The sequence below is a fragment of the Halobacteriovorax sp. HFRX-2_2 genome (genome assembly GCF_043196705.1).
GTDB lineage: Bacteria > Bdellovibrionota > Bacteriovoracia > Bacteriovoracales > Bacteriovoracaceae > Halobacteriovorax_A.
The window spans coordinates 1-19,954 of sequence record NZ_JBEBMT010000003.1 but is presented as its reverse complement, the minus strand read 5'-3'; the positions used below and the strand labels follow the sequence as shown (position 1 = coordinate 19,954).

Sequence of the window (19,954 nt, the reverse complement as noted above, 5' to 3'; positions counted from 1 at the left end):
ATTTTATAGTGAGAGTTTATGGCCCACCTACCTTTTTTTCACACATGGACAAAACAAAATCAGGCCAAGAAAATCGACATCCACAAAACTTTTGAATGGGGCTACCTCACGACTGAAGGAAAGAAGATTTATGACCTTTCCTCTGGTAGTTACCACCAATCATTTGGTACTCGAAATAAGCAAATAGAAAGTGCTATGATCGATCAAATCCAAGCGATGCCAATGGCCATCCCTAAGTGCCAATACAGTTTAAAAAGCTCAGTATCTCAAAAACTTCTAAATTCTATTGGAATTGAGGGGCGAATTTTTTATACAACTTCGGGAGCAGAATCAAATGAGAATGCCATAAAAATGGCAAGACAAATTACAGGGAGACAATTCATTCTCTCATGTGAAACATCATACCATGGTGCAACTCTAGGGGCCTTAGCTCTTACAGGTGATTGGCGTCGCGATGGTGCCGGCATTCCTTCAAACTTTCATGCATTTATTCCTAATTTCTTTAATGACCCGGACTTAAATGAAACAAGAGAAGTAATAAAGGAAATTGGAAGCGCTAATATTGCAGCAATCTGCCTTGAAGTTATAACGGGTGGAAACGGTGTTTTTATCCCACCGCAAAGTTATTATGATGAACTTTCCAAACTTTGTCAGGAAACAGGGATAAAACTAATCCTAGACGAAGTTGTCTGTGGTTTTGGACGTACAATGACTAACTTTGGCTTCCAAAACTTTAAAAATCTAAGGCCTGACTTTATTACACTTGCAAAGAATATCTCAGGGGGATTTTTTCCATTTGGAGCAGTCTTTGTCAGTGAGGACAATGCATCATTCTTTGATGAAAACACACTAAGTTGTGGACTAACAAATGCGGGCCATCCAATTGGACTACGTATACTTGATGAAGTTCTAACTTTAATTGAAGATGAAAAATTTATTAAAATAAGGGAAGAGAACTTTCAGTTATTAAATACATTTAAACAGAAGATAGATAATTCAAAGTCGTTCTCTGGAGTCAGGCATATTGGCCTTCTTATGGCCATCGACCTTGATGATAATATTATTGAAAGTAACCAATTATGGAATAAGCTAATGGATAATGGCATCTTTATTAATATGACGAAGCGATCCCTTATTCTTTGTCCATACTTAAACTACTCTCCTCTTGAGTTAGAAAAATGTTTAAACAAATTATTAAAAATAATCGAGGACTCACATGTACAGTAAGATATTTCCAAGTGCCCAAGAGGCCCTTAAGGATGTAGCAAGCGGCTCAACAATTATGAGCGGAGGCTTTGGCCTTTGTGGAATACCAGAAAATTCAATTAACCAATTAGCTCAGATGGACCTAAATGACTTAAAGGTCATCTCAAATAATATTGGGAACTCTGGTCGAGGGCTTGTAAAACTTTTAAAAAAGAAAATGATTTCAAAAGGATTCTGTTCTTATGTGGGAGGTAATCCCGATCTTGAGGCGGCCATGTTTGCTAACGAGATTGAAATTGAGCTAGTACCACAAGGAACTCTGAGTGAAAGAATCAGAGCTGCAGGAATGGGAATTCGTGCTTTCTACACACCGACAGGTTATGGAACCGAAGTTGCAGAAGGAAAAGAAGTAAAGGAGTTTGATCGCCCTTGTATCCTAGAAGAAGCACTTCATGCAGACTTTGCAATTATCAAGGCACAAAAAGCTGATCCATATGGAAATCTTTGGTTTAAAGAAACTGCACGTAACTTCTCTCCTCTTATGGCGATGGCCGCAAAGACAACAATTGTCGAAGTTGAAGAGATCGTCGAACTCGGTGATATAAGGCCAGAAGACGTCCATATTCCAGGAGTCTTTGTTCAACGTGTTTATCAAGGTACTAATTATGAGAATGCTATTGAGTTCTTAAAAACGAGGGAGTCTTAATCATGTGGACAAAAGAACAAATGGCAAAAGAAGTAACGACTCTCTTCAAAGAGAATTCAACAATAAACTTAGGAATTGGTCTACCGACAATAATACCATCACAACTTCCAAAGAATCATAGCTATATCATTCATAGTGAAAATGGCGTTCTTGGGGTTGGAGATAATCCAACAGAATCAGAAGTATCGGCAACATTAATTAATGCCGGTAAAGAAACTATTACAGTTGAAAAAGGTGCCAGCTTCTTTGATAGCTCCATGAGCTTTGGAATGATCAGAGGAGGCCATATCGACTTCTGTGTCCTTGGGGGAATGGAAGTTGATACACAAGGCTCTCTTGCCAATTGGAAGATCCCTGGCAAGAAAATAACAGGTATGGGTGGTGCCATGGATCTAGTTAACGGTGCAAAGAATATCATTGTTATGATGAGACACTTCAGCAAAACTGGTGAACCAAAACTTTTACCACAGTGTAGCCTACCCCTTACGGGAAAAAGTGTTGTTGATTATGTTGTAACTGAATGCGGAAGTTTTAAAGTTGAAAACGGAAAGTTTAAAGTTTTAAATTTAGCAGATGGAATGACGATTAAAGATTTGAATAAGAATTTTGATAACGAGATTTTTGAGTAAAAAAAAGAGGGCCCTGCAACTGGCCCTCCATTTTTTCGGCTTCATGCCTATCTCTTGCTACGACATCCTGTCGATCAATTAAATTATAACGCACAATAATGAAAAAAGCAGAAAAAAAATAAATGGGTAAACATTTCCATTTAACAATAAGGACGTTTATAATTAAACGTAATCACAAAAACTTACGGGGAATAGATGAGTATTTTCAACAGGAATAAAGCGCCAAATAACAAACAAACTTTTACGTATTTTATTCCTTCTCCACCGGCCAGAACGACACCATATCAAGAAAAAGCATTTGATCAGGTAACTCAATTCTTAAACTCAAAAGAAATGGCCTATAATATCACCCACACAGCAGTTAATGAGAAAGGTCTTTGGATCATTGTCGAGATCCTTGGAAAACAAAAAGCTGTAACGAAAGTAATACAAGAGCTTAATGATTCATTTAATTCAAATAATATTGGAAGTAATGATTCAGAGCTTGAAATTTATTACGAAGAGAATGAAGAGTTTCATAAAGATGATAATTACAAAGCTTAAAATGAATAGATTTAAAAATTTGATATTGCTACTACTAGCAATAACTGCACTTGCTAGTTGCTCTGAAGTTGAAAAGAAACTGAATACTTCACAAAGTATCAACCACACTTGTCCAATTGTTGAAAAGAAAAATAATATTCTATTAGATAATGAAAAAAATGAACAAGAAGTAACCAAGCTCATTAGTTCAAAGTCTAGTAACTCTAGTTATCGTAATCAAATATTAAACTTTACTCTATCGCAACTTTACTTCGCACCACATGCGACGACATTAAACTCTCATACCCTACTCATTGCAAAGGTTGCAGGAAAAGAGTTTTTTATCAATAGCATTCCACAGAAGCAAAATGACTTTGCCTTCATGAATGCTGTTTCTCAAATGGCCAAGTTTTATAAAAAACCATTATCGATTAGATCAAGACTTGGGTTAATTGAGAGAAACTTGAGTGAATATGTCTATGCCTCAAAGTCACTAGAGCAATATATTAAGGATAATCAGGCAGAGCTATTCAAAAACAAAGACCTTAAGAGATTATATTTTCGCGGGGCCCAAGGTGTTCGAGAAAACGAGCTATTTGCAAGACTTAGCTACTTAAAAAGACTTAACAAATTAACAAAGTATGCAAAAGATCATAATAGTATCAGTAGTTACAATTCCAATTATCTTTTTAGAAGAGGTAATTATAGCTGTTCATTTGACTCTAAATTACACGACTCAAAAATGGCGATCCTAAAAAGACCTAAGAAGTCATACTATAATACATTCTCTCATTACAAAGATAACAATAACTACGTTATTGGTGTGACAAGCTCCCTTCCTGAAATTGGAAGTTCGATTGGAGATGTTCTTTTATCAAATTTTGAAAATGATAATTACACGGCCCTATGTATCAGTGAGAACTACCAAGGAAGAAGATACCTTCTTTTAATGAATGGTATTACTTATAATGCACAAGTCTTAACTGAGCTTATTAATAACTTCCCTCAGGTTGCAAATGCTCAAGACTATATGAATACAAAAAGGTCACTTGTCCTTCAAAACCCTAAAAGAACAATCTCTGAAATCTATGGAGTGACACAAAATGAGCAAGGCACTGCTCAATACTATACACCAGCACTTGGAAACCTTACGATACTTGAGCTTAATAATGGATTAAGTACTTACAAAGATCCTAGAAATGGTCAACTTACGTGCAAGTAACACTAATCGGTAAGGCCTCACAAAAGTCTTGGACATTATCAGTTGATGAAACTGACATGAACTTAACAATTCTTGAGTTCTTAAGAAGCAAAGAAATACCGGTGGCCTCAAGTTGTGACGGAGAGGAAATCTGTAGGCTTTGTATTATTAATGATGACTTATTAGCTTGTGGCCTACTAGTCAAAGATATCATTCAAAAGTATAATTCAATTATTACTATTTCATATTTATAAACTTTAAAAAGGGAAAAACTATGCGTTATTTATCATTTGATATTGAAGCAACTGGATTAGAAGAAAAAGACTTAATCATCGAGTTTGCAATGGTTCCCTTTTGTGCAAAAACAAAAACAATAAATAAAGAACTCAAAAAACACTTCTATATAAAGTGCCCTAGCTTTGAAGAGCTCAAGCCTAACTTAAATCAATGGGTCATTGATCACAATAAAGAATTGATCGAAAAAGCTCATGCAGAAGGCCTTTCCCTTGAAAGCTTCAAACAAGAACTTATTAACTACTTTGAGTCTGAAGAAGTTAAAGAGTACTTTGGAAATAAGAAAATTACATTATTTGGTAAGTCCATGAGTGCAATAGATCTTCCATTCATGACTCGAGATCTTGGTTGGGATTTTATGAGAAAATACTTCGAACACCGTCAACTCGACCTCTCATGTATTGCTTACGGCCTAATTGATATGGAATTAATTCCTGCTGAATGCGAATCGGGTTCTAAGCTTATGAAGTTTTTAAATATGGGAGATGTTGCCCATACAGCACTCGAAGATGCAGTTAATACAGCACTTATGTACTTTAAGTTATTAGATCTAGTGCTTGTGAAAAAACTCTAATGGGTCAAAGGCCTTAGAGTCGTGTCTAATTTCGAAGTGTAAGTGGTCACCTGTTGATTTCCCAGTATTACCTACTGCTGCAATCACCTGGCCACGGGCAACTTTTTGACCTTTTCTTGTGTAATTTTTATGGTTATGGGCATAGATCGTAAAAAAACCACCAACATGTGAAACAACAGTAATATTCCCGTAACCAGACTTTCGTCCACTGAAGACAACAACACCTGCATCTGCTGAAACAATATAGGTTCCCTTGCGGGCGGCAATATCAATGCCCTCATGAGGTCTTCCCCAGCGATGTCCATAGCCAGATGTGACACGATTAGATGAAGGTACCGGCCAAAGAAAACGAGAGCTCTTGCGAAGTTTTTGATAATTTATTGAAGAGATTGTTCTACCTTCAACTCGATTATAAAGAATTCCATTCTTATATGGTAGAAAGATTGTATCACCCTTCTTAAATGCGGCACCCTTATTGAACTCTTCAATTTGCCATTGTGGAATATTAAAAATATCTGCCAGTTTCTCAGCATTATAATTATCCGTTAGCTTAATATAGCGGCCATTTTTAAGGGTCGTACAACTAAGTATCGTCAGTAATGTCGCAAGAAATAGCAATGACTTCTTCATTTGTCCTCATTCGTTTAAATCGCAAATGAGGACAATTTCAATCAACTAATCAAAGTTATTTGGAAATTTTTGCCGCCCATTCATGGAATACATCGGACGAAAAATTCAAAAGGTTTAGGAAAGAAAACGAAATATTTCCGTTCATGATGGCGTGGTGATCTGAAGTCGTGTCAGGATCGATCTCTAAAGGCGATCCACCAATCCAAAAATACTGGCGCCCCATTTGATCTACCCTTTCATACACTTCTTCACTGTATCTTCTCATTTGAGGAGTTGTCCAAACGATTTCACCGACCTCATTGGCCGACACATTTGGTACATTAATATTTAACAGCGAGCACTCTGGCATCTCTAAAAGAGTATCGGACTTATCTTTTACTAGGTTTCTAACGATCTCAGCAGCCGTTTGAAAGTGTCTAACCTCATCACTTGATCTCATTACTGTTGAAACAGCAATGGCCCTAATTCCTTGAAACACGGCCTGTCTTGCAGCACCAACAGTTCCAGAATAATAGATATCTTGTCCTAGGTTAGCACCATGGTTAATTCCTGAAATAACAAGGTCTGGCCTAAAATCTAAAACAGAATTAATTCCAATTAAAACGCTATCTGCAGGGTAACCATTACAACTAAATGTATAGTCATTTATTTTTTCGACTCTAATTGGATCGTGAAGTGTAAGGGCCTGAGATGTCGCTGAGCGCTCTTTATCTGGAGCAACAATAGCAACATTGGCAATATCTTTTAGACTTTCGTAAAGACACTGAATTCCTTCAGCAGAGTATCCATCATCGTTTGAGAGTAAAATATTCATAGATTATTTATTCATCAAAAGCTATTAAATAGCAAGGGCCTTTATCGTAGCACCAAAGTATTCTGATAGCTTAGGGACATCGATATTACGGTAACATCGTTCAACTTGTGACGAGATCTCATACTTAAGATAGTCAGGATCAAGTTGCTCAATAATTCCAATTGAAAGATTTGAGTTCCAATTTAACTTAACACCTAACTCAAACTTCTCATTCTTAGAGGCCATTACTTTTGTATAGAAATTCACGATAAAGGCATTAAGCTGGCCCTGATCTGACATACGATGAATATCTTCATATGAGAAAACAACACTTTGGCATAAGTGAGATTGAATCTTTTCATAAACTTGGGAATCTGCAATATCAAAAATAATAGAAAATGGCCTACCTGCCCTCTCTAATTCTTCTTTAGTGTGCAGTCCACTTTGGCCATAGTTTACTCTAATATTAGGATGTATTTTTGAGACTTGTTCAATGACTGAATCAATAACGATAGGAGAATCGTTTTCAAAATGAAGCTCAACAATATCTTCAAGCTTAAGTAGAGACTCTCTTAAAAGCTCTTCAACGACATAACCTTGGATGAAGTTAAAACTTCTTGGCCTAAAGTCAAAACCATAGGCTCCCTTTGCCATTTCATTGGCAAATTTAAATCCTCTTTTGTCGTATATACCTTCAAGTACAAATCTCATCTTAATAATTCTACATGAAAAACTTATTCATTGCTTGAAAGAGGATATTATTGCATGAAGTCCCTACAGATTCTGGATGAAACTGCATTGTTAGAAAATGATTAGGCCTATATGCCATTAATAATTCATGATTTTTATCAAAAACCAGCTGAGTTTCACTTTCCCATTTACCAGACTTATACTCTCCACTACTAACCTGCAATGTTAAAGAGTTGTATCGCTGAAGCTTGGCCCTCATGAGAACTTCCCTATCAACTTCACTAAAGCAATCAAATAAGATTGAGTCCACTCCTAACTCCATCTCGACTGCTTGTCCATGCATCGGTTTAGAACTTCTCACAACTTTTAACTCATCAAACAAATGAAGAATTATTTGATGCCCAAGGCATATGCCGACAAGACGTCTTGCTTTTTCAAGCTCAGCTTTAAAATCAATCTCAGCATCACTAAATAGTTTTAAATACTCATCAGGATGGCCTGGGCCTGGGCCAAGAACAACTAGATTATTTTTTAGAGAATGAGTGATATTTGAAAGCGAAAGCTTACGAAAATTAATAACTTCGATATCAAAGTCAAAATCATTAAAGTAAGAGAGTATATTATTTGTAAAACTATCTTCAAAGTCGATAAAGACTAGCTTCACAAAGTTACCCCAAAGACAGAGTCAAAATTCTTAGCATTATAGTTAATAAGAATCTTTAACGAAATCGACTGATCGAGATTTAGCTTATTATTAACAAACTCATCTTTTTGCCTATACTCAATATCAAATACCCAACAATTATTTAAAGGATTATATCGAGTACCAAGGTAGGACTCATAAACTCTTTCAAGTTCAAAGTCGTAATAGTAACCTGTTCTAAATGAAAAGATATCATTCAATTCAAAGTCCACATCAATCGTAAAGTAGCGACGATCTTCAGAGAATGAGTCGTAATTAAACCCTAGTTCATACTGAAATCTTCTTAGATCGTGTCTCATACTTAATGAAGTGATATGCTTACTCTCCGTGTGGAAGTAATACTCAGAAAGATTTAATGAAAAGTTATTAAGGTTTAGTCCACTTAAGATTGCAAGTCTTGTTAATCGCTCACTTGTATCTGTCGTAGAATCATCATTATCTTCAAGGATTAAACCTTGTGAAATATTAAAGTATGCAATTTTTGAATATTCATAATTATCAAGTTGATAATTGAAATTCTTAAACATCTGATAATTAGGCTTAGGTGTTTTTTTCAATATATTATTATTAAATACTAATTCAATCGTATTAGACTCTGGTAAGTCAGTACGTGTTGATACATCTTGAAGTGTGTTATTTCGACCTCTAATAATATCCCTTTCATCAAAACGTCCATTATCCTCAAGTAGAGCGAATTGGTCACCTAGCTTTTCATTACCACGATACTTTTGAGCATTATAATAAAAGTGATTAAGGCCAAACTTAAGACTATGCTTATAAGAAGAACGATATAATTTTCTAACATCTAACTCTTCACTTTCTGAGCGCGGGATTTTAGCGATTAAGTTTCTCTCTGTATCTTCAATAAGAACTGGTTTAACAATCTCTTCTTGGATATAAGCTCGGCCATAAACTTTCTCAATATCCACCCACATTGATGTATTAACGTAATTTCCGTATTTGTATCCATTCTGTTTTTCAGTATTTTCAGTTGGCAGAACATAGTATTGAGCATCAAGGCCTGATTCCATTTTTATATTAATGTGTGAGATAGGCCTAAGGACAAACTCTAAAGATGGATTATAATCAAAGCGCTGAATATTTCTATAATATAAGTTTTCATTCACAACATCTTGTTTGAAATAGTCAAACTTCAAATTTTGATAAAAGTTAATTTTAGAAAGAATGCCTTTCGAATTGAAGATATTAAATGGCCTATGACCAACACCAAGCCTTGCAGTATTTTGAACATAATCAGTATCAAAGCCTTCAGGATCACTAAAGATACTATTGCTCATAAAGCTTGAGTATAAGTTTGCAATAACAGAATCACCCATATAGTCAGTAGAAAGACGTGAACCCTTCTCACTTCCCATATAAATATTTTTTTCAAAATACTCTTCATAGTCACTTTGAATATCAAGATCTGTTAGGTATGTTGAGTTGGCCCAGAAAGATAACTTATTATTTGGATGGTAGAAGTAATTAAGCTTATAAGCGCCTCTGATCTCATCCTCTCCACTAGGCTCAAGGTCTAGCTTTCCAGGTTGCCATATTTTATCATTTACAGTTTTTCCATCAAACTCAATATTAGAATATTTTCCAAGAGTATTTCGATACTCAACAGCTAATCCATTTCCACGCTTTCCAAAGACAGTAGGAGAAAAAGTAGCATCACTATTATCATTGATGGCCCAAAAGATTGGTTGCTTGAAATAAAAGCCTTCATCAAAGTCAAGGCCGATCGTTGGAAATAAAAGTCCTGACTCTCTGACCTTTCTGATTGGTAGAGAAACATATGGAATATAAACAATGATTACACCATTAATTTTTACAAAAGCATGTTTCAGGCTAATATAGTCATCCGGGACAACTGTTACCTCTTGACCTTGAATACTCCATGACTCAGGACAGTCCTTACAAGTTGTAAACTCAGCTTCAATGGCCTTAAAAACACCACTATCATGGCGAACAATTTCCTTACCTCTTAAAACAAAGTTTTCATCAACTAGTTTGGCATTTTTAACAGAGAACTCTGCCTTTTGTAGAGAGTATGAAATTTGTGTTCCATAGAGATTGAACTTAGGGCCGGCATAACGAACATTCCCCCAGATCTTTCCAATTTTTGTCGCTAGAGAGATACTCGCCTTTTCACCGTAGATCGTATCATTTCCAAGTTTGATAATAACATTACCATGTGCCTCATATGAGTTATCACTACTTTTACGATAAGCTTTATCTGAAAGAATTTGGACTTCATCATTTTCACCAAAGGCCAAAACCTTTGGAGTGTCTGCATAGGTATTAGTTTGAATACTTAGAACGAAGATACTTTTGCATACAAGCGATAAAGTAATAAGAGCCCACAACAAGTATTTTGTTGGAACCAGATCTAAGTGATTCGATATTTGATTGTTTTTTTGCGTCAATTTCCTCATTAGTACTTAATATTGTATCGAGAAAATTGTGCAATTCATACACTTTTGTGCCTGTCTTTAAGTTTTGTTGAAGTGTTTCTTTACTAAGGGCCCTTTCGTGCTCATAGCTTAAAATATTAATGGACTTAATAACACAAGGATAAGTTTCGTATAGCTTCAAAGTTGATTTTATCTGAGCTTCTCTTCCTGAAGAAAAACTCATGAGAACATCATATGTCTCTTGTCCTTGGCAATCTGAAATACTTTTTAATAACTCTTTATGTCCTAGTTGATTATGAGCTCCAACAAAAACAAAGTCTCTGCCATCAACACTCATACGATCCCAGCGACCAGGAGTAAGTGGCCATTGAATAGTAGAGATAATTTCTTCATCAAGCTTTTGCCCTGTCGACTCCTGATAAAGAGCTATTGCCATTTGTCTATTCTTCTCAAAATAAGGTAAGTCCTTATTTTGTGTGACAGAAGTTAAAGTAATATCATCACGTCCACACCATTGAGATAGAATATCTTTTAGGAAAGTTTGCTCTACATTTTCAAACAACTTTCCACCCATGCGTGTAATACCATATTTCTCAAATAAAATTTCTTTTAAAGTACTACCTAAGATCTCTGTATGATCTAGGCCGATAGAGGTTATCGCAGCAATGGGCCTTGTAAAAATATTTGTTGCATCAAAGCGGCCACCGAGGCCAACTTCGAGAATGACAAAATCAGTTTTATGCTTAAGAGCAAATTTTATAAAGAGAACAAATAAGGCTTCGTAAAAAGAGAGTTTAAGATCTCTAATAACTTCTTCGTGCTCATTAAGTAATTCAGTTAAATCTTCTATTGAAATATTACTTTCATTTAATTTAAATCGTTCAGTGATTGAAAGAACATGAGGAGAAGTCCACAAACAGCTCGTAAAACCAGCTCTTTGATAAAGGTGGCTTAAGCCATGGCAAGTCTCACCCTTGCCATTTGTCCCACCAACTATAATAACCTTAGATCGCGACTCAATGACACGTCTATCATGAATAAGAAAGTCTCTGATGTGATCAAGCTTTGGTCTAAAACTCTCCTTACCACATAGTTGTGTTAGACGTGCTAAAAACGCGCCTTCTAGTTTTTGACAATTGGAAGTATCTGTATTTTTCACGGCAAGAGATATCTCACGAAAAGAAATTTTTGACTATAAAAATCTCTTAAAACTTATAGGCCTTACTTTCCGAGGCCAGAATATTAATTCGGCCATCTCCATTAATAGCATCAATTTCTTTCGTTAGCTGATCTAAGTAATTTGGCTTTAGATGCCCCAAGTAAATAGGAATATCCTTAGGCATCTTTTTTATTTCAAGGCCCATTGTCTCAGCAGTATGATGACGACTATCTGTCGCTAGTTGAAGGTATGAATTAGGAAAGCTCACTTCCGAAAAGATCGCTTTAATATTATTAATGGTCTTGGCCTTTTCCCAAATCGCATCTGTTGGGCCAGTATCCTGTGTAAAGATAATAGCACTGTCACCCTTTTCAATAATAAAACCAAGTGATCCAGCAAAGTGATTCACTTTGACTGCATGGACAGTATATTCTCCAATCTTCTTTGTTTCTCCACTTTCAATATTTGAAAACTTTAAAGTAGGATCACTTTCGGTTGGAAGTTTTGTAAAGTCCGGCCAAATCTCATCATTAAGTAGGTGCTTTTGAATATTTGATTGTACCTCTTTCGAAGTCCAAATATAGAAAGGATTATCTTTTAAACCAAAACAATTATCGGCCAGAAAGGCCAAGTCAGAAATATGATCTAGGTGAGAATGTGAAATAAGAATATTATCTATCTCTGTTTGTTCTTTTACACTTATACCTGTTGCAACAGATCCTGCATCAATTAATAATTTATCATCCACTAAGTACGATGTTGCTCGACACTGTGGAGAGACCCCACCGTGGCCTCCAATGACTTTAACGATCATTCTAACTCCAATTTATTTAATTTTAACTTGGATTAGAAATTTTTACTAGTAATAAGACACTGGAAAAAAAGGATTATTTAGAAGTAAGCTCTTGATAAATATCTTGCGTCTTTCGATTAGTAATTTTTGCCAGTAATTTTGCAAGGTTTTTTGGGGTCTGCTTGCCAAGATAGTTCTGTGCCAACTTCTCAAACTCTTCATTTGAAGCAGTATTGGCCCCTTCTAACTTAGGCCATGAGATAACAAGAACAAACTCTCCTTTTGCATTGACCATCTCTTGTTTAAAGTCCTTGGCATAAAAACGAACACACTCCTCAAACTTCTTTGTTAGTTCACGACAAACACTGACCTGAGCTTCAGGAAATTCTTGCGATAATTGCTCGAGAGTTCCATGAACACGATGAGGAGATTCAAAAAAGAGAGACGTTACATTTGCTTGATAAGCTTGCTGAAACTTTGATGAAATCTCACCTTTCTTTCGTGGTAGGAAGCCATAAAAGCAAAATGGATTTGGCGCCATCCCACTTAACTCAAGAGCTACAGTAACAGCACTTGGCCCTGCAACAGATGTTACTTCTCCACCTTCTTTAATAAGCTCTTTTACTAAAATATGTCCCGGATCAGAGATGATCGGACTACCTGCATCTGAAACAAGAATTGGCATTTGTGCTGACTTAATCAGCCCAAGAAAATAAGGAAGACTATCTTGAGAGTGATCGTTGAATGAAACAACTTTCAAGTCTGAACGCTCAATTTCTAATTTTGATAAGAGAGAGCGAAAAACACGAGTATCTTCAGCAAGAACAAGATCACAACTACAAAATGCCTGACGCATATTCTCAGTTATATCCCCAAGGTTTCCTATTGGTGTTGTTACAAGTGTTAGTCTCAAGCTTAATCCTAATTTTTAATGATTCCCTTTATTTATAACTTACATAAGAAATAACTTCCATCTAAAATCTTAATGCGCCATGCGTTACAATAAGTATCAGATGCTGTTATTTTGTAGAAGAAGGAGTTTAAATGACAATGCAAGCAAGAGTACGTACAGATTCAACAGGAAATATCACTGTTCATATCGAAGGTGGAATGGATTATGAAAATATCATCCCTCTTAAGCAGGAGTTAGCGTCAATCACTAACACTCACCCTACTTCATTAATCACTCTTGACCTAACGGCCCTTAACTTTGTTGGCTCGTCTGGAATTGGTGTATTTGTTGATACAATTAAGGCCCTAAACAAAAGACGTGATCAGGTTAGACTTTCCAATGTTGCGCCAGAATTTTTAAAAGTATTTAAGATCTACAATTTTGATGCAATGGAAATTCTAATTAACGAATTCGAAACTGACGATACAGAACTTTCACAATTCTACGGTCAGAAGAAACGTACTTTTCAGAACTGATAATTTAAAAGATTCACATAAAAATCTTGGCCTGGGCGTTCTTGTTTAAAACCAATTTCGGCCGGGCCTTCTAAAGAAAAGCCATCCTGATTAATTGATCCTTGATAATTGTACCCACCGCCTTGAAAGCGCGAATCCTGATAAGGACTATCGTTTGTATCAGGATAATAGTAATTTTCCTGACTTGGTTGCATACGATTATTCTTTCTATACTCATGACTTCCAACAATATAGCCGCCAAAGATTAAACCAGCATAAAGTCCAAGAGATGCACCAATGGCAACAGAGCGACCAGAAGAACCGAATGCCATTGCGGCAGTTCCAAGTAGTGCCCCACCAACAGTTCCATATCCTGCATTTAAAGCGACAATTTTCACACGAGGATCCATGTCTGCTTTAGCTTGAAAGCTTGTAAAAGTTGTTGAAATAAAAAGAGTAATTAAGAATAATTTTTTAACCATATGAAAATTGTAAAAGAAGGCCTCGTTCGATGCAAGGTAAATGTTGTTCAAACTAGCGACACTGTGCACGATATTTCAAAATAAGAAGAAATAAAGTGAGCACTATTTAACAATCTTTGCTTCTGAGAATGGGACATAAAGCCACTGGATTTCACTTCAAAAACTCTAATTAAGTACTCTCCATTATACTTGTAGATTCCAGCAATATCGACTTGGCCACACCCAAGACGGCGCAACATCGTCGGACAAATTAAAAGAGGAACTGATTCGCGGTGTACAATACGAGACTTCTCAATTTCGAGCGATATCCCCTTAGCAATTTTCTGGTGTGACAAATTCTTTTACCCCTTTAAATGATTTACGATGAATCGGGGTAATACCATATTCTGCGATGGCATTGCGATGAACGGCCGTAGGATATCCAGCATTTTTTTCAAATCCGTAATGAGGATACTTCTTAGCTTCTTTAATCATAATATGATCACGACATACTTTTGCAATGATTGAGGCCAGGCCTATAAGTGACGACTTTGAGTCACCTTTAATGATTGGATGAATATCTTTAATTTTCTTAGAAGAGAATGGAAACTTTCCATCTACTAGAACAACAGACTTTGAATCGCAAAGAAGATTGTGACAACTTTTTTTCATCCCTAGTAAGCTTGCCTGAAAAATATTAAGCTCATCAATTTTCTTGGGTGTAACTTTCTCAACACTATATTCAAATAGATCATGCTCATTATTTTTCAAAAATTTTTGAATACCTAATTGATCAAGAATACTTTCCATTTTCTTAAGTGTTAATTTCTTAGAGTCTGTTACTCCTAATGAATTAAGAGCTTCAATTAGAGTGTCTAATTTTGTGACCTGTACTTTTATTGCACAAGTAACAACAGGTCCAGCAAGAGGACCTCTACCAACTTCATCAGTTGCTAAGATAAATTCGTGATCTGTAATAAATTGATTTTCAAACATAGCTTAAAAAAGAAGGCCCACTATAAAGCGGGCCTCTTTATGACTTAAATAGTTTTTTAAATTACTTTCTATCGTAGTCAATTGCGATACGTGCAGATTTACCTGAACGATCTCTAAGGTAGTAAAGCTTAGATCTTCTAGATTTACCTCTTTGAACGATCTCAATCTTTTCTACGTTTGGTGAGTGAAATGGGAATACCCTTTCAACACCAATTCCAGAAGAAACTTTTCTAACTCTGAAGTGACCAGATAGTTTACCTTCTTCTTTCATTGCAATAACTACACCTTGGAAAATCTGAATACGAGATTTTTGACCTTCAGTGATTCTTGCGTGAACAGCAACAGTATCCCCAGTTTTAAAAGTTGGGAAAGACTCTACATTTGCGTTCTTGTAATTTTCATTTACAACGTCTACTAAATTCATTACGAACTCCTACAATAACGTTTTGAACTTCTCAGAGGACCAACACAGTGTTGTTCTTAAGCAAATTCTATTTCAAAGTCTCAGAGGCACTATTCAGTCGATCTAAATAGATGGCAACTGCCGAGCGAACAGACAAGTGATTATATCCATCTGCACTTCCACCAAAAATTGGCTCAAGCGCGAAATGTGCCCGTTCGAGTACTTGTGCGTGAAGACCCCATCCTGTACCAAATAACAGGAAGATAGGCTTTTTGTCAAGGCGCGCATTATTGATCAGGTCAGTTTCTACACCGTTATTTGAATCAAAATTCGCTCCAGTAACACAAACTAAAGGCTCAACGCCTTCTATCTCCTTGATTTTATTAATCCCTTCTTCTACTGAATTTACGAGACGTGCAATAGCGAGTGCATCCTGACGATCAGGATTATAAACACCAGCATCATCCTCTTCCCAGTGACCAAGGATTCGATTAACTAACTTATGTTGGGCCTCAAGAGGCGTCACAATAAAGTAATTCTTAATTCCAAATGTACGACAGCTTCTAGCAATATCGTGAATATCAAGATTTGTTACAGAAGTCGTAACAATATCATCTCTCTTATTTTTAATTGGGTGGTGTACTAGGCCCAGATAAATATTATCTTTCATCTTTAGTATATCCTTAATCTTTATTTCTCATATAGGCTTTGTATAAATCAGGCCTATACTTCTTTGTATATTCTAACTTTTTACTGTGATTAAACTCATCAATCAACTTATGATTTCCCTCTAATAAAACGTCAGGGACTCTTTCGTCATTAAACTCGGCCGGTCTCGTATAAACCGGTCCTTCAATAAGCCCATCCTCAAAAGAATCAAGAATCGCACTATCTTCATTACCAAGCGCTTTTGGTAAGAACCTCATCATGGCGTCAACGATAGTCATAACGGCCAACTCTCCACCAGATAGAACATAGTCCCCTAGCGAGATCACTTTTGTTACATATTGAGAGATGAAGCGCTCATCAATCCCCTCATAGCGGCCACAGATAAAAACATATTGCTTATTATTCTGTTGAAAGCCTTTGGCCAATTCTTTTGCTTCTTCATTATCAAAAACATCCCCACGAGGAGAAGTATAAATAATCTCTAACTGAGACTTATCAAGGGACTGAGTCTCTAGAATATGATTAATTCCACGCTCTAACACATCAGCGCGAATCACCATACCTGGGCCTCCACCATATGGAGCACCATCAACGCCTTTAAAACTTTTTGGTGAAAAGTCACCTAGATAAAGCGTATTAAACTCAACTTCATTTCCCAGAAACTTACCAATTACACCACTATCTTTGAAGGCGGCGAAGAACTGTGGAAATAATGTTAAAACCCAAACTTTTTTCATTACATTAGATGTGGAATGTAGCACTCCACACGATTCTCTTCTAAATTTACTAATTTAACAAAATGATCAACAAATGGGATATCCACATGCTTTCCATTCACTTTCGTAACAAGAACAATATGAGCACCATTATCAAAGTACTTCACAACCTTGCCCACAATATCTTCCTTCTCTAGGTCATAGACATCTAAACCCACAATATCGGACATATAGAACTCGTCTTCATCTTCAATATCTGGAAAAATATCGCGGCTAACATAGATTTCAAAAGGAAGCATCTCTTCAGTAATATTGCGATTATCAACACCACTCAAGTATGCGATGACTTTATTACCAAAAGAAATTGTCTTAATTTCTTTTTCTTCACCATCTTTACTAATTTTACTTCCACTTAGAGGCATGGCCATAAACGTCGAGCCATTTCCAAGAACGCTATTAACCTTATTTTCAAGGTTGAATACAAACGCACCCTTAATTCCATGGGGCCTAGTTGCTGTACCAAGTAAAACCATATTTTCTAAATTTTTCTTCATGTTGCCTTATACCATGACCTCTTCATTAAATCATCATTATATTTTTCAGGTATTTAACTTGCCATTTTTATTAGCTATCGTTTTAATATTTATATTAGATTATTTATTCATGGAGAGAATTATGAAAAAACTAATGACAGTTGCAGCTTCTCTAGTTGCAATTCCAACAATCGCGGCGACTGCAACAATTGATGCGCCAACAATTTATGGAAAATTAAACAGAGTTGCACTTTACACTGACAACGAAAACTCAAACAGAACTTCTTTTTCAGGTTTTGTTGACGTTGATTCTTCTGAGTCTAGACTTGGAGCAAAAGGAAAATGGGGAGTTGAAGGAATTGAAGGTACTTACGTACTAGAAATGGGTCTTAACTCAACTAAAGGAAATGCTGGTAATGACTACAGAATCAGAATGAGACAAGCAGCAATTGGAGCAAAGACATCATTTGGTACATTCAAAATGGGTCAAACATATACTCCACTTGACTATGTAATGCTTAAGTCTGATCCACTAAGCTCAACTGTAGCCTCAATGGCAGGTTCTGACACAAGCGCAAGAATTGACGGTGCTGCATCTGGTGGACTAGGTTTCAGATACCGTGCAAGAACAGATATGTTCTCATATGAAACACCAAGCATGGGTGGACTTACAATTGCTCTTTCAACTGATCGTGGAAATGGTAACGACAACGACCCTACAGCTAACTACGGTGACACTCACTACTCAGGTCTTGTTAGATACCAAAGAAAAATGGATAAGGTTGATCTAGACCTTTACGCTGGTTATGACCAATGGGCAAGTGCTGCAACTGAAGACAGCAACTACACTCTTGCAGGTGTAAACCTTGGAATGGGTAGCTTCAAAATCAACCTTGGTTACAGTATCGAAAATAATGATACAACTGCAGCTGATAACGAAATCGATCGTATCCTTGCTGGTATCACTTATATGCTAAACAAAAACGTTTTCACAGTAACATACCAAAACCGTGACGAGAAAGATCTTAATAATGACTACACTCAAATTGCGGCTCACTACAGATATATGTTTAATAAGAATATTGACTTCAATATTACTTACCTAACATATGAAGTTGATGCTGGTGCAACTCAAAATGATGCATCAATGGCAGCAGCTGGTGTTCAGTTAAAATTCTAATTTTTCAAATTAGCTAAATACTTTAAGGCCCACTAAAAAGTGGGCCTTTCTTTTTCAAAAAATATCACTATAATAGCCAAATGAAATCTGATCAAATTAATTCAATTGCCATCATGCGAACTTCGGCCCTTGGGGACATTATTTGGACTCTGCCAATGCTCAATCGCATTCGTAAAGCTTACCCAAATGCTAAGATCTATTATATTACAAGCAATACCTTTGCTCCTCTAATAGAAGGCATTGAGGATATTGAGCTTATAAAAATAGATAAGCCAAAGAAGTTAAAGGATTACTTCAAATTAAAGAGAGTATTTGCTCCTTATAATTTTGATCTACTTCTTTGCACACAGGCAAACTTAAGAATTAACTTTATCTATCCTTTTATAAAAGCAAAGAGAAAGATTGGCTTTGACTCAAAAAGAGGACGTGATCTCCAAAAGATCTTCACCTCTGAAACAATTCCTTTCAAAAAAGAACACTCTGTTAACGCTTTTCTTGGTTTCAGTGATTACTTAGGTATCGATTCAAAGGAAATTGAGTTTAACCTTCCTTATACAAAAGAAGAGGTTGCACAACTTCCTTCAGATAACTTTATCGTTATCCACCCAAAGGCATCTTCACTACAAAGAACATGGCCAACAAAAAGCTATATCGAGCTAACAAATCAAATTGAAGAGAAATTAAAGCTTCCTGTCGTACTGACAGGTATTCCAAGCGATAAGGATATTTGTGACTCCATTGAAAAAGAATCAAAAGCTAACATAATTAATCTTTGCGGAAAAACATCTTTAAATGGTTTAAAGAATGTATTTCTAAAATCAAAGCTAGTTATCGCACCGGACTCAGGTCCCGCCCATATGGCGGCAGCTCTAAGTAGGCCAGTAATAGGTCTCTATACGGCCGTTCCTCCAGAGTACACTGGACCATTCGGACAGATAGATAATTGTGTTAATGCTTATCCTAGAGCTCTAGAGAAGTACTTCCATAAGTCTCCAAATGAAGTTCCATGGCGTTTTCGAGTAAAAGAAGATGATATGATGAACTTAATAAGTGTTGAAGAAGTATTCGAAAAAATTACTTCTATCTTATAGCCCATACATAATATAAAGAAATGATTAATCCTTAAAGCAAGGATCTGTAATGTCGTATGAAATTTAATCTTAAAAAAAGGCAAAAAAAAAGCCAGATCATTGACCTGGCTTTTTATATAGAAGGTGCATCTTCCTAGTCTCACACCAAGTTACCCTGGCACTACCTTCGGCGCAAGCGGGC

Annotated in this window: 25 protein-coding genes; 10 read left to right on the top strand and 15 right to left on the bottom strand. The window is 36.2% G+C overall.

Annotated features, from left to right (window positions below; all coding sequences use genetic code 11):
- Window positions 1–18: 18 nt before the first annotated feature.
- The 7 genes from ABMA79_RS10645 to ABMA79_RS10615 all read left to right on the top strand — a co-directional run bounded on the left by ABMA79_RS10645 (window position 19) and on the right by ABMA79_RS10615 (window position 5,132).
- Window positions 19–1,227: an aminotransferase class III-fold pyridoxal phosphate-dependent enzyme gene (locus ABMA79_RS10645; RefSeq protein ID WP_393092480.1), complete on the top strand. Its 1,209-nt coding sequence runs from the start codon at window positions 19–21 to the stop codon at window positions 1,225–1,227.
- The gene (locus tag ABMA79_RS10640) at window positions 1,217–1,912 is read left to right on the top strand and encodes a CoA transferase subunit A (RefSeq protein WP_392860270.1); all 696 of its coding nucleotides are present in this window, start codon (window positions 1,217–1,219) and stop codon (window positions 1,910–1,912) included. Before ABMA79_RS10645 ends, ABMA79_RS10640 begins: the two co-directional genes overlap by 11 nt.
- A gap of 2 nt (window positions 1,913–1,914) precedes the next feature.
- On the top strand, window positions 1,915–2,541 hold the full coding sequence (locus ABMA79_RS10635) for a 3-oxoacid CoA-transferase subunit B (protein WP_393055349.1): 627 nt from the start codon (window positions 1,915–1,917) through the stop codon (window positions 2,539–2,541).
- Between the two features lie 195 nt (window positions 2,542–2,736).
- Window positions 2,737–3,084: a hypothetical protein gene (locus tag ABMA79_RS10630; RefSeq protein ID WP_392860267.1), complete on the top strand. Its 348-nt coding sequence runs from the start codon at window positions 2,737–2,739 to the stop codon at window positions 3,082–3,084.
- 1 nt (window position 3,085) lies between these two features.
- Window positions 3,086–4,285, top strand: coding sequence for a hypothetical protein (locus ABMA79_RS10625; protein ID WP_393092478.1), 1,200 nt, complete (start codon window positions 3,086–3,088; stop codon window positions 4,283–4,285).
- Window positions 4,276–4,518, top strand: a complete 243-nt coding sequence (locus tag ABMA79_RS10620; protein WP_392860263.1) for a hypothetical protein — start codon at window positions 4,276–4,278, stop codon at window positions 4,516–4,518. Before ABMA79_RS10625 ends, ABMA79_RS10620 begins: the two co-directional genes overlap by 10 nt.
- Window positions 4,519–4,538: 20 nt before the next feature.
- A complete protein-coding gene (locus ABMA79_RS10615) occupies window positions 4,539–5,132 on the top strand; it encodes an exonuclease domain-containing protein (protein ID WP_392860262.1) in 594 nt (197 codons plus the stop codon).
- Here ABMA79_RS10615 and ABMA79_RS10610 read toward each other — a convergent pair.
- The 8 genes from ABMA79_RS10610 to rsmI all read right to left on the bottom strand — a co-directional run bounded on the left by ABMA79_RS10610 (window position 5,109) and on the right by rsmI (window position 13,230).
- Window positions 5,109–5,762, bottom strand: a complete 654-nt coding sequence (locus tag ABMA79_RS10610) for a M23 family metallopeptidase (protein WP_392860261.1) — start codon at window positions 5,760–5,762, stop codon at window positions 5,109–5,111. The genes ABMA79_RS10615 and ABMA79_RS10610 overlap by 24 nt on opposite strands.
- Window positions 5,763–5,817: 55 nt before the next feature.
- Window positions 5,818–6,576 (bottom strand): 5'/3'-nucleotidase SurE, encoded by a 759-nt coding sequence (gene surE / locus ABMA79_RS10605; protein ID WP_392860260.1) that lies wholly within the window; start codon window positions 6,574–6,576, stop codon window positions 5,818–5,820.
- A gap of 24 nt (window positions 6,577–6,600) precedes the next feature.
- Window positions 6,601–7,266, bottom strand: coding sequence for a hypothetical protein (locus ABMA79_RS10600; RefSeq protein ID WP_393092475.1), 666 nt, complete (start codon window positions 7,264–7,266; stop codon window positions 6,601–6,603).
- Between the two features lie 10 nt (window positions 7,267–7,276).
- Window positions 7,277–7,909: an aminodeoxychorismate/anthranilate synthase component II gene (locus ABMA79_RS10595; RefSeq protein ID WP_393092472.1), complete on the bottom strand. Its 633-nt coding sequence runs from the start codon at window positions 7,907–7,909 to the stop codon at window positions 7,277–7,279.
- Window positions 7,906–10,317: an LPS-assembly protein LptD gene (locus tag ABMA79_RS10590; RefSeq protein ID WP_392860256.1), complete on the bottom strand. Its 2,412-nt coding sequence runs from the start codon at window positions 10,315–10,317 to the stop codon at window positions 7,906–7,908. The genes ABMA79_RS10595 and ABMA79_RS10590 overlap by 4 nt, the downstream gene beginning before the upstream one ends.
- On the bottom strand, window positions 10,253–11,524 hold the full coding sequence (locus ABMA79_RS10585) for a hypothetical protein (RefSeq protein ID WP_393092469.1): 1,272 nt from the start codon (window positions 11,522–11,524) through the stop codon (window positions 10,253–10,255). The genes ABMA79_RS10590 and ABMA79_RS10585 overlap by 65 nt, the downstream gene beginning before the upstream one ends.
- A 46-nt stretch (window positions 11,525–11,570) precedes the next feature.
- Window positions 11,571–12,338: an MBL fold metallo-hydrolase gene (locus ABMA79_RS10580; protein ID WP_393092466.1), complete on the bottom strand. Its 768-nt coding sequence runs from the start codon at window positions 12,336–12,338 to the stop codon at window positions 11,571–11,573.
- 73 nt (window positions 12,339–12,411) lie between these two features.
- A complete protein-coding gene (gene rsmI, locus ABMA79_RS10575) occupies window positions 12,412–13,230 on the bottom strand; it encodes a 16S rRNA (cytidine(1402)-2'-O)-methyltransferase (protein ID WP_392860250.1) in 819 nt (272 codons plus the stop codon).
- A 131-nt stretch (window positions 13,231–13,361) separates the two neighbouring features.
- Between rsmI and ABMA79_RS10570 the strand changes: the two genes are divergently transcribed.
- Window positions 13,362–13,745: an STAS domain-containing protein gene (locus ABMA79_RS10570; RefSeq protein ID WP_392860249.1), complete on the top strand. Its 384-nt coding sequence runs from the start codon at window positions 13,362–13,364 to the stop codon at window positions 13,743–13,745.
- Here the strand turns inward: ABMA79_RS10570 and ABMA79_RS10565 are convergent.
- The 7 genes from ABMA79_RS10565 to rimM form a co-directional block, all read right to left on the bottom strand.
- Window positions 13,736–14,206, bottom strand: coding sequence for a hypothetical protein (locus ABMA79_RS10565; RefSeq protein WP_392860247.1), 471 nt, complete (start codon window positions 14,204–14,206; stop codon window positions 13,736–13,738). The genes ABMA79_RS10570 and ABMA79_RS10565 overlap by 10 nt on opposite strands.
- Window positions 14,207–14,253: 47 nt before the next feature.
- A complete protein-coding gene (locus tag ABMA79_RS10560; RefSeq protein WP_392860245.1) occupies window positions 14,254–14,541 on the bottom strand; it encodes a hypothetical protein in 288 nt (95 codons plus the stop codon).
- Window positions 14,519–15,181: a ribonuclease HII gene (locus ABMA79_RS10555; protein ID WP_392860244.1), complete on the bottom strand. Its 663-nt coding sequence runs from the start codon at window positions 15,179–15,181 to the stop codon at window positions 14,519–14,521. The genes ABMA79_RS10560 and ABMA79_RS10555 overlap by 23 nt, the downstream gene beginning before the upstream one ends.
- 61 nt (window positions 15,182–15,242) lie before the next feature.
- Window positions 15,243–15,605, bottom strand: coding sequence for a 50S ribosomal protein L19 (gene rplS / locus ABMA79_RS10550; protein WP_392860242.1), 363 nt, complete (start codon window positions 15,603–15,605; stop codon window positions 15,243–15,245).
- A gap of 67 nt (window positions 15,606–15,672) precedes the next feature.
- Window positions 15,673–16,254: an RNA methyltransferase gene (locus ABMA79_RS10545; protein WP_392912032.1), complete on the bottom strand. Its 582-nt coding sequence runs from the start codon at window positions 16,252–16,254 to the stop codon at window positions 15,673–15,675.
- Between the two features lie 13 nt (window positions 16,255–16,267).
- Entirely contained in the window at window positions 16,268–16,990 is a 723-nt protein-coding gene (gene trmD / locus ABMA79_RS10540) for a tRNA (guanosine(37)-N1)-methyltransferase TrmD (protein ID WP_392860239.1), read from the bottom strand.
- On the bottom strand, window positions 16,990–17,523 hold the full coding sequence (gene rimM / locus ABMA79_RS10535; protein ID WP_392860237.1) for a ribosome maturation factor RimM: 534 nt from the start codon (window positions 17,521–17,523) through the stop codon (window positions 16,990–16,992). The genes trmD and rimM overlap by 1 nt, the downstream gene beginning before the upstream one ends.
- 121 nt (window positions 17,524–17,644) lie before the next feature.
- Here rimM and ABMA79_RS10530 point away from each other — a divergent pair, with 121 nt between their 5' ends.
- Window positions 17,645–18,682 (top strand): porin, encoded by a 1,038-nt coding sequence (locus tag ABMA79_RS10530; RefSeq protein WP_392860235.1) that lies wholly within the window; start codon window positions 17,645–17,647, stop codon window positions 18,680–18,682.
- An 80-nt stretch (window positions 18,683–18,762) separates the two neighbouring features.
- Window positions 18,763–19,773, top strand: a complete 1,011-nt coding sequence (locus ABMA79_RS10525; RefSeq protein WP_393092463.1) for a glycosyltransferase family 9 protein — start codon at window positions 18,763–18,765, stop codon at window positions 19,771–19,773.
- Window positions 19,774–19,954 lie beyond the last annotated feature (181 nt).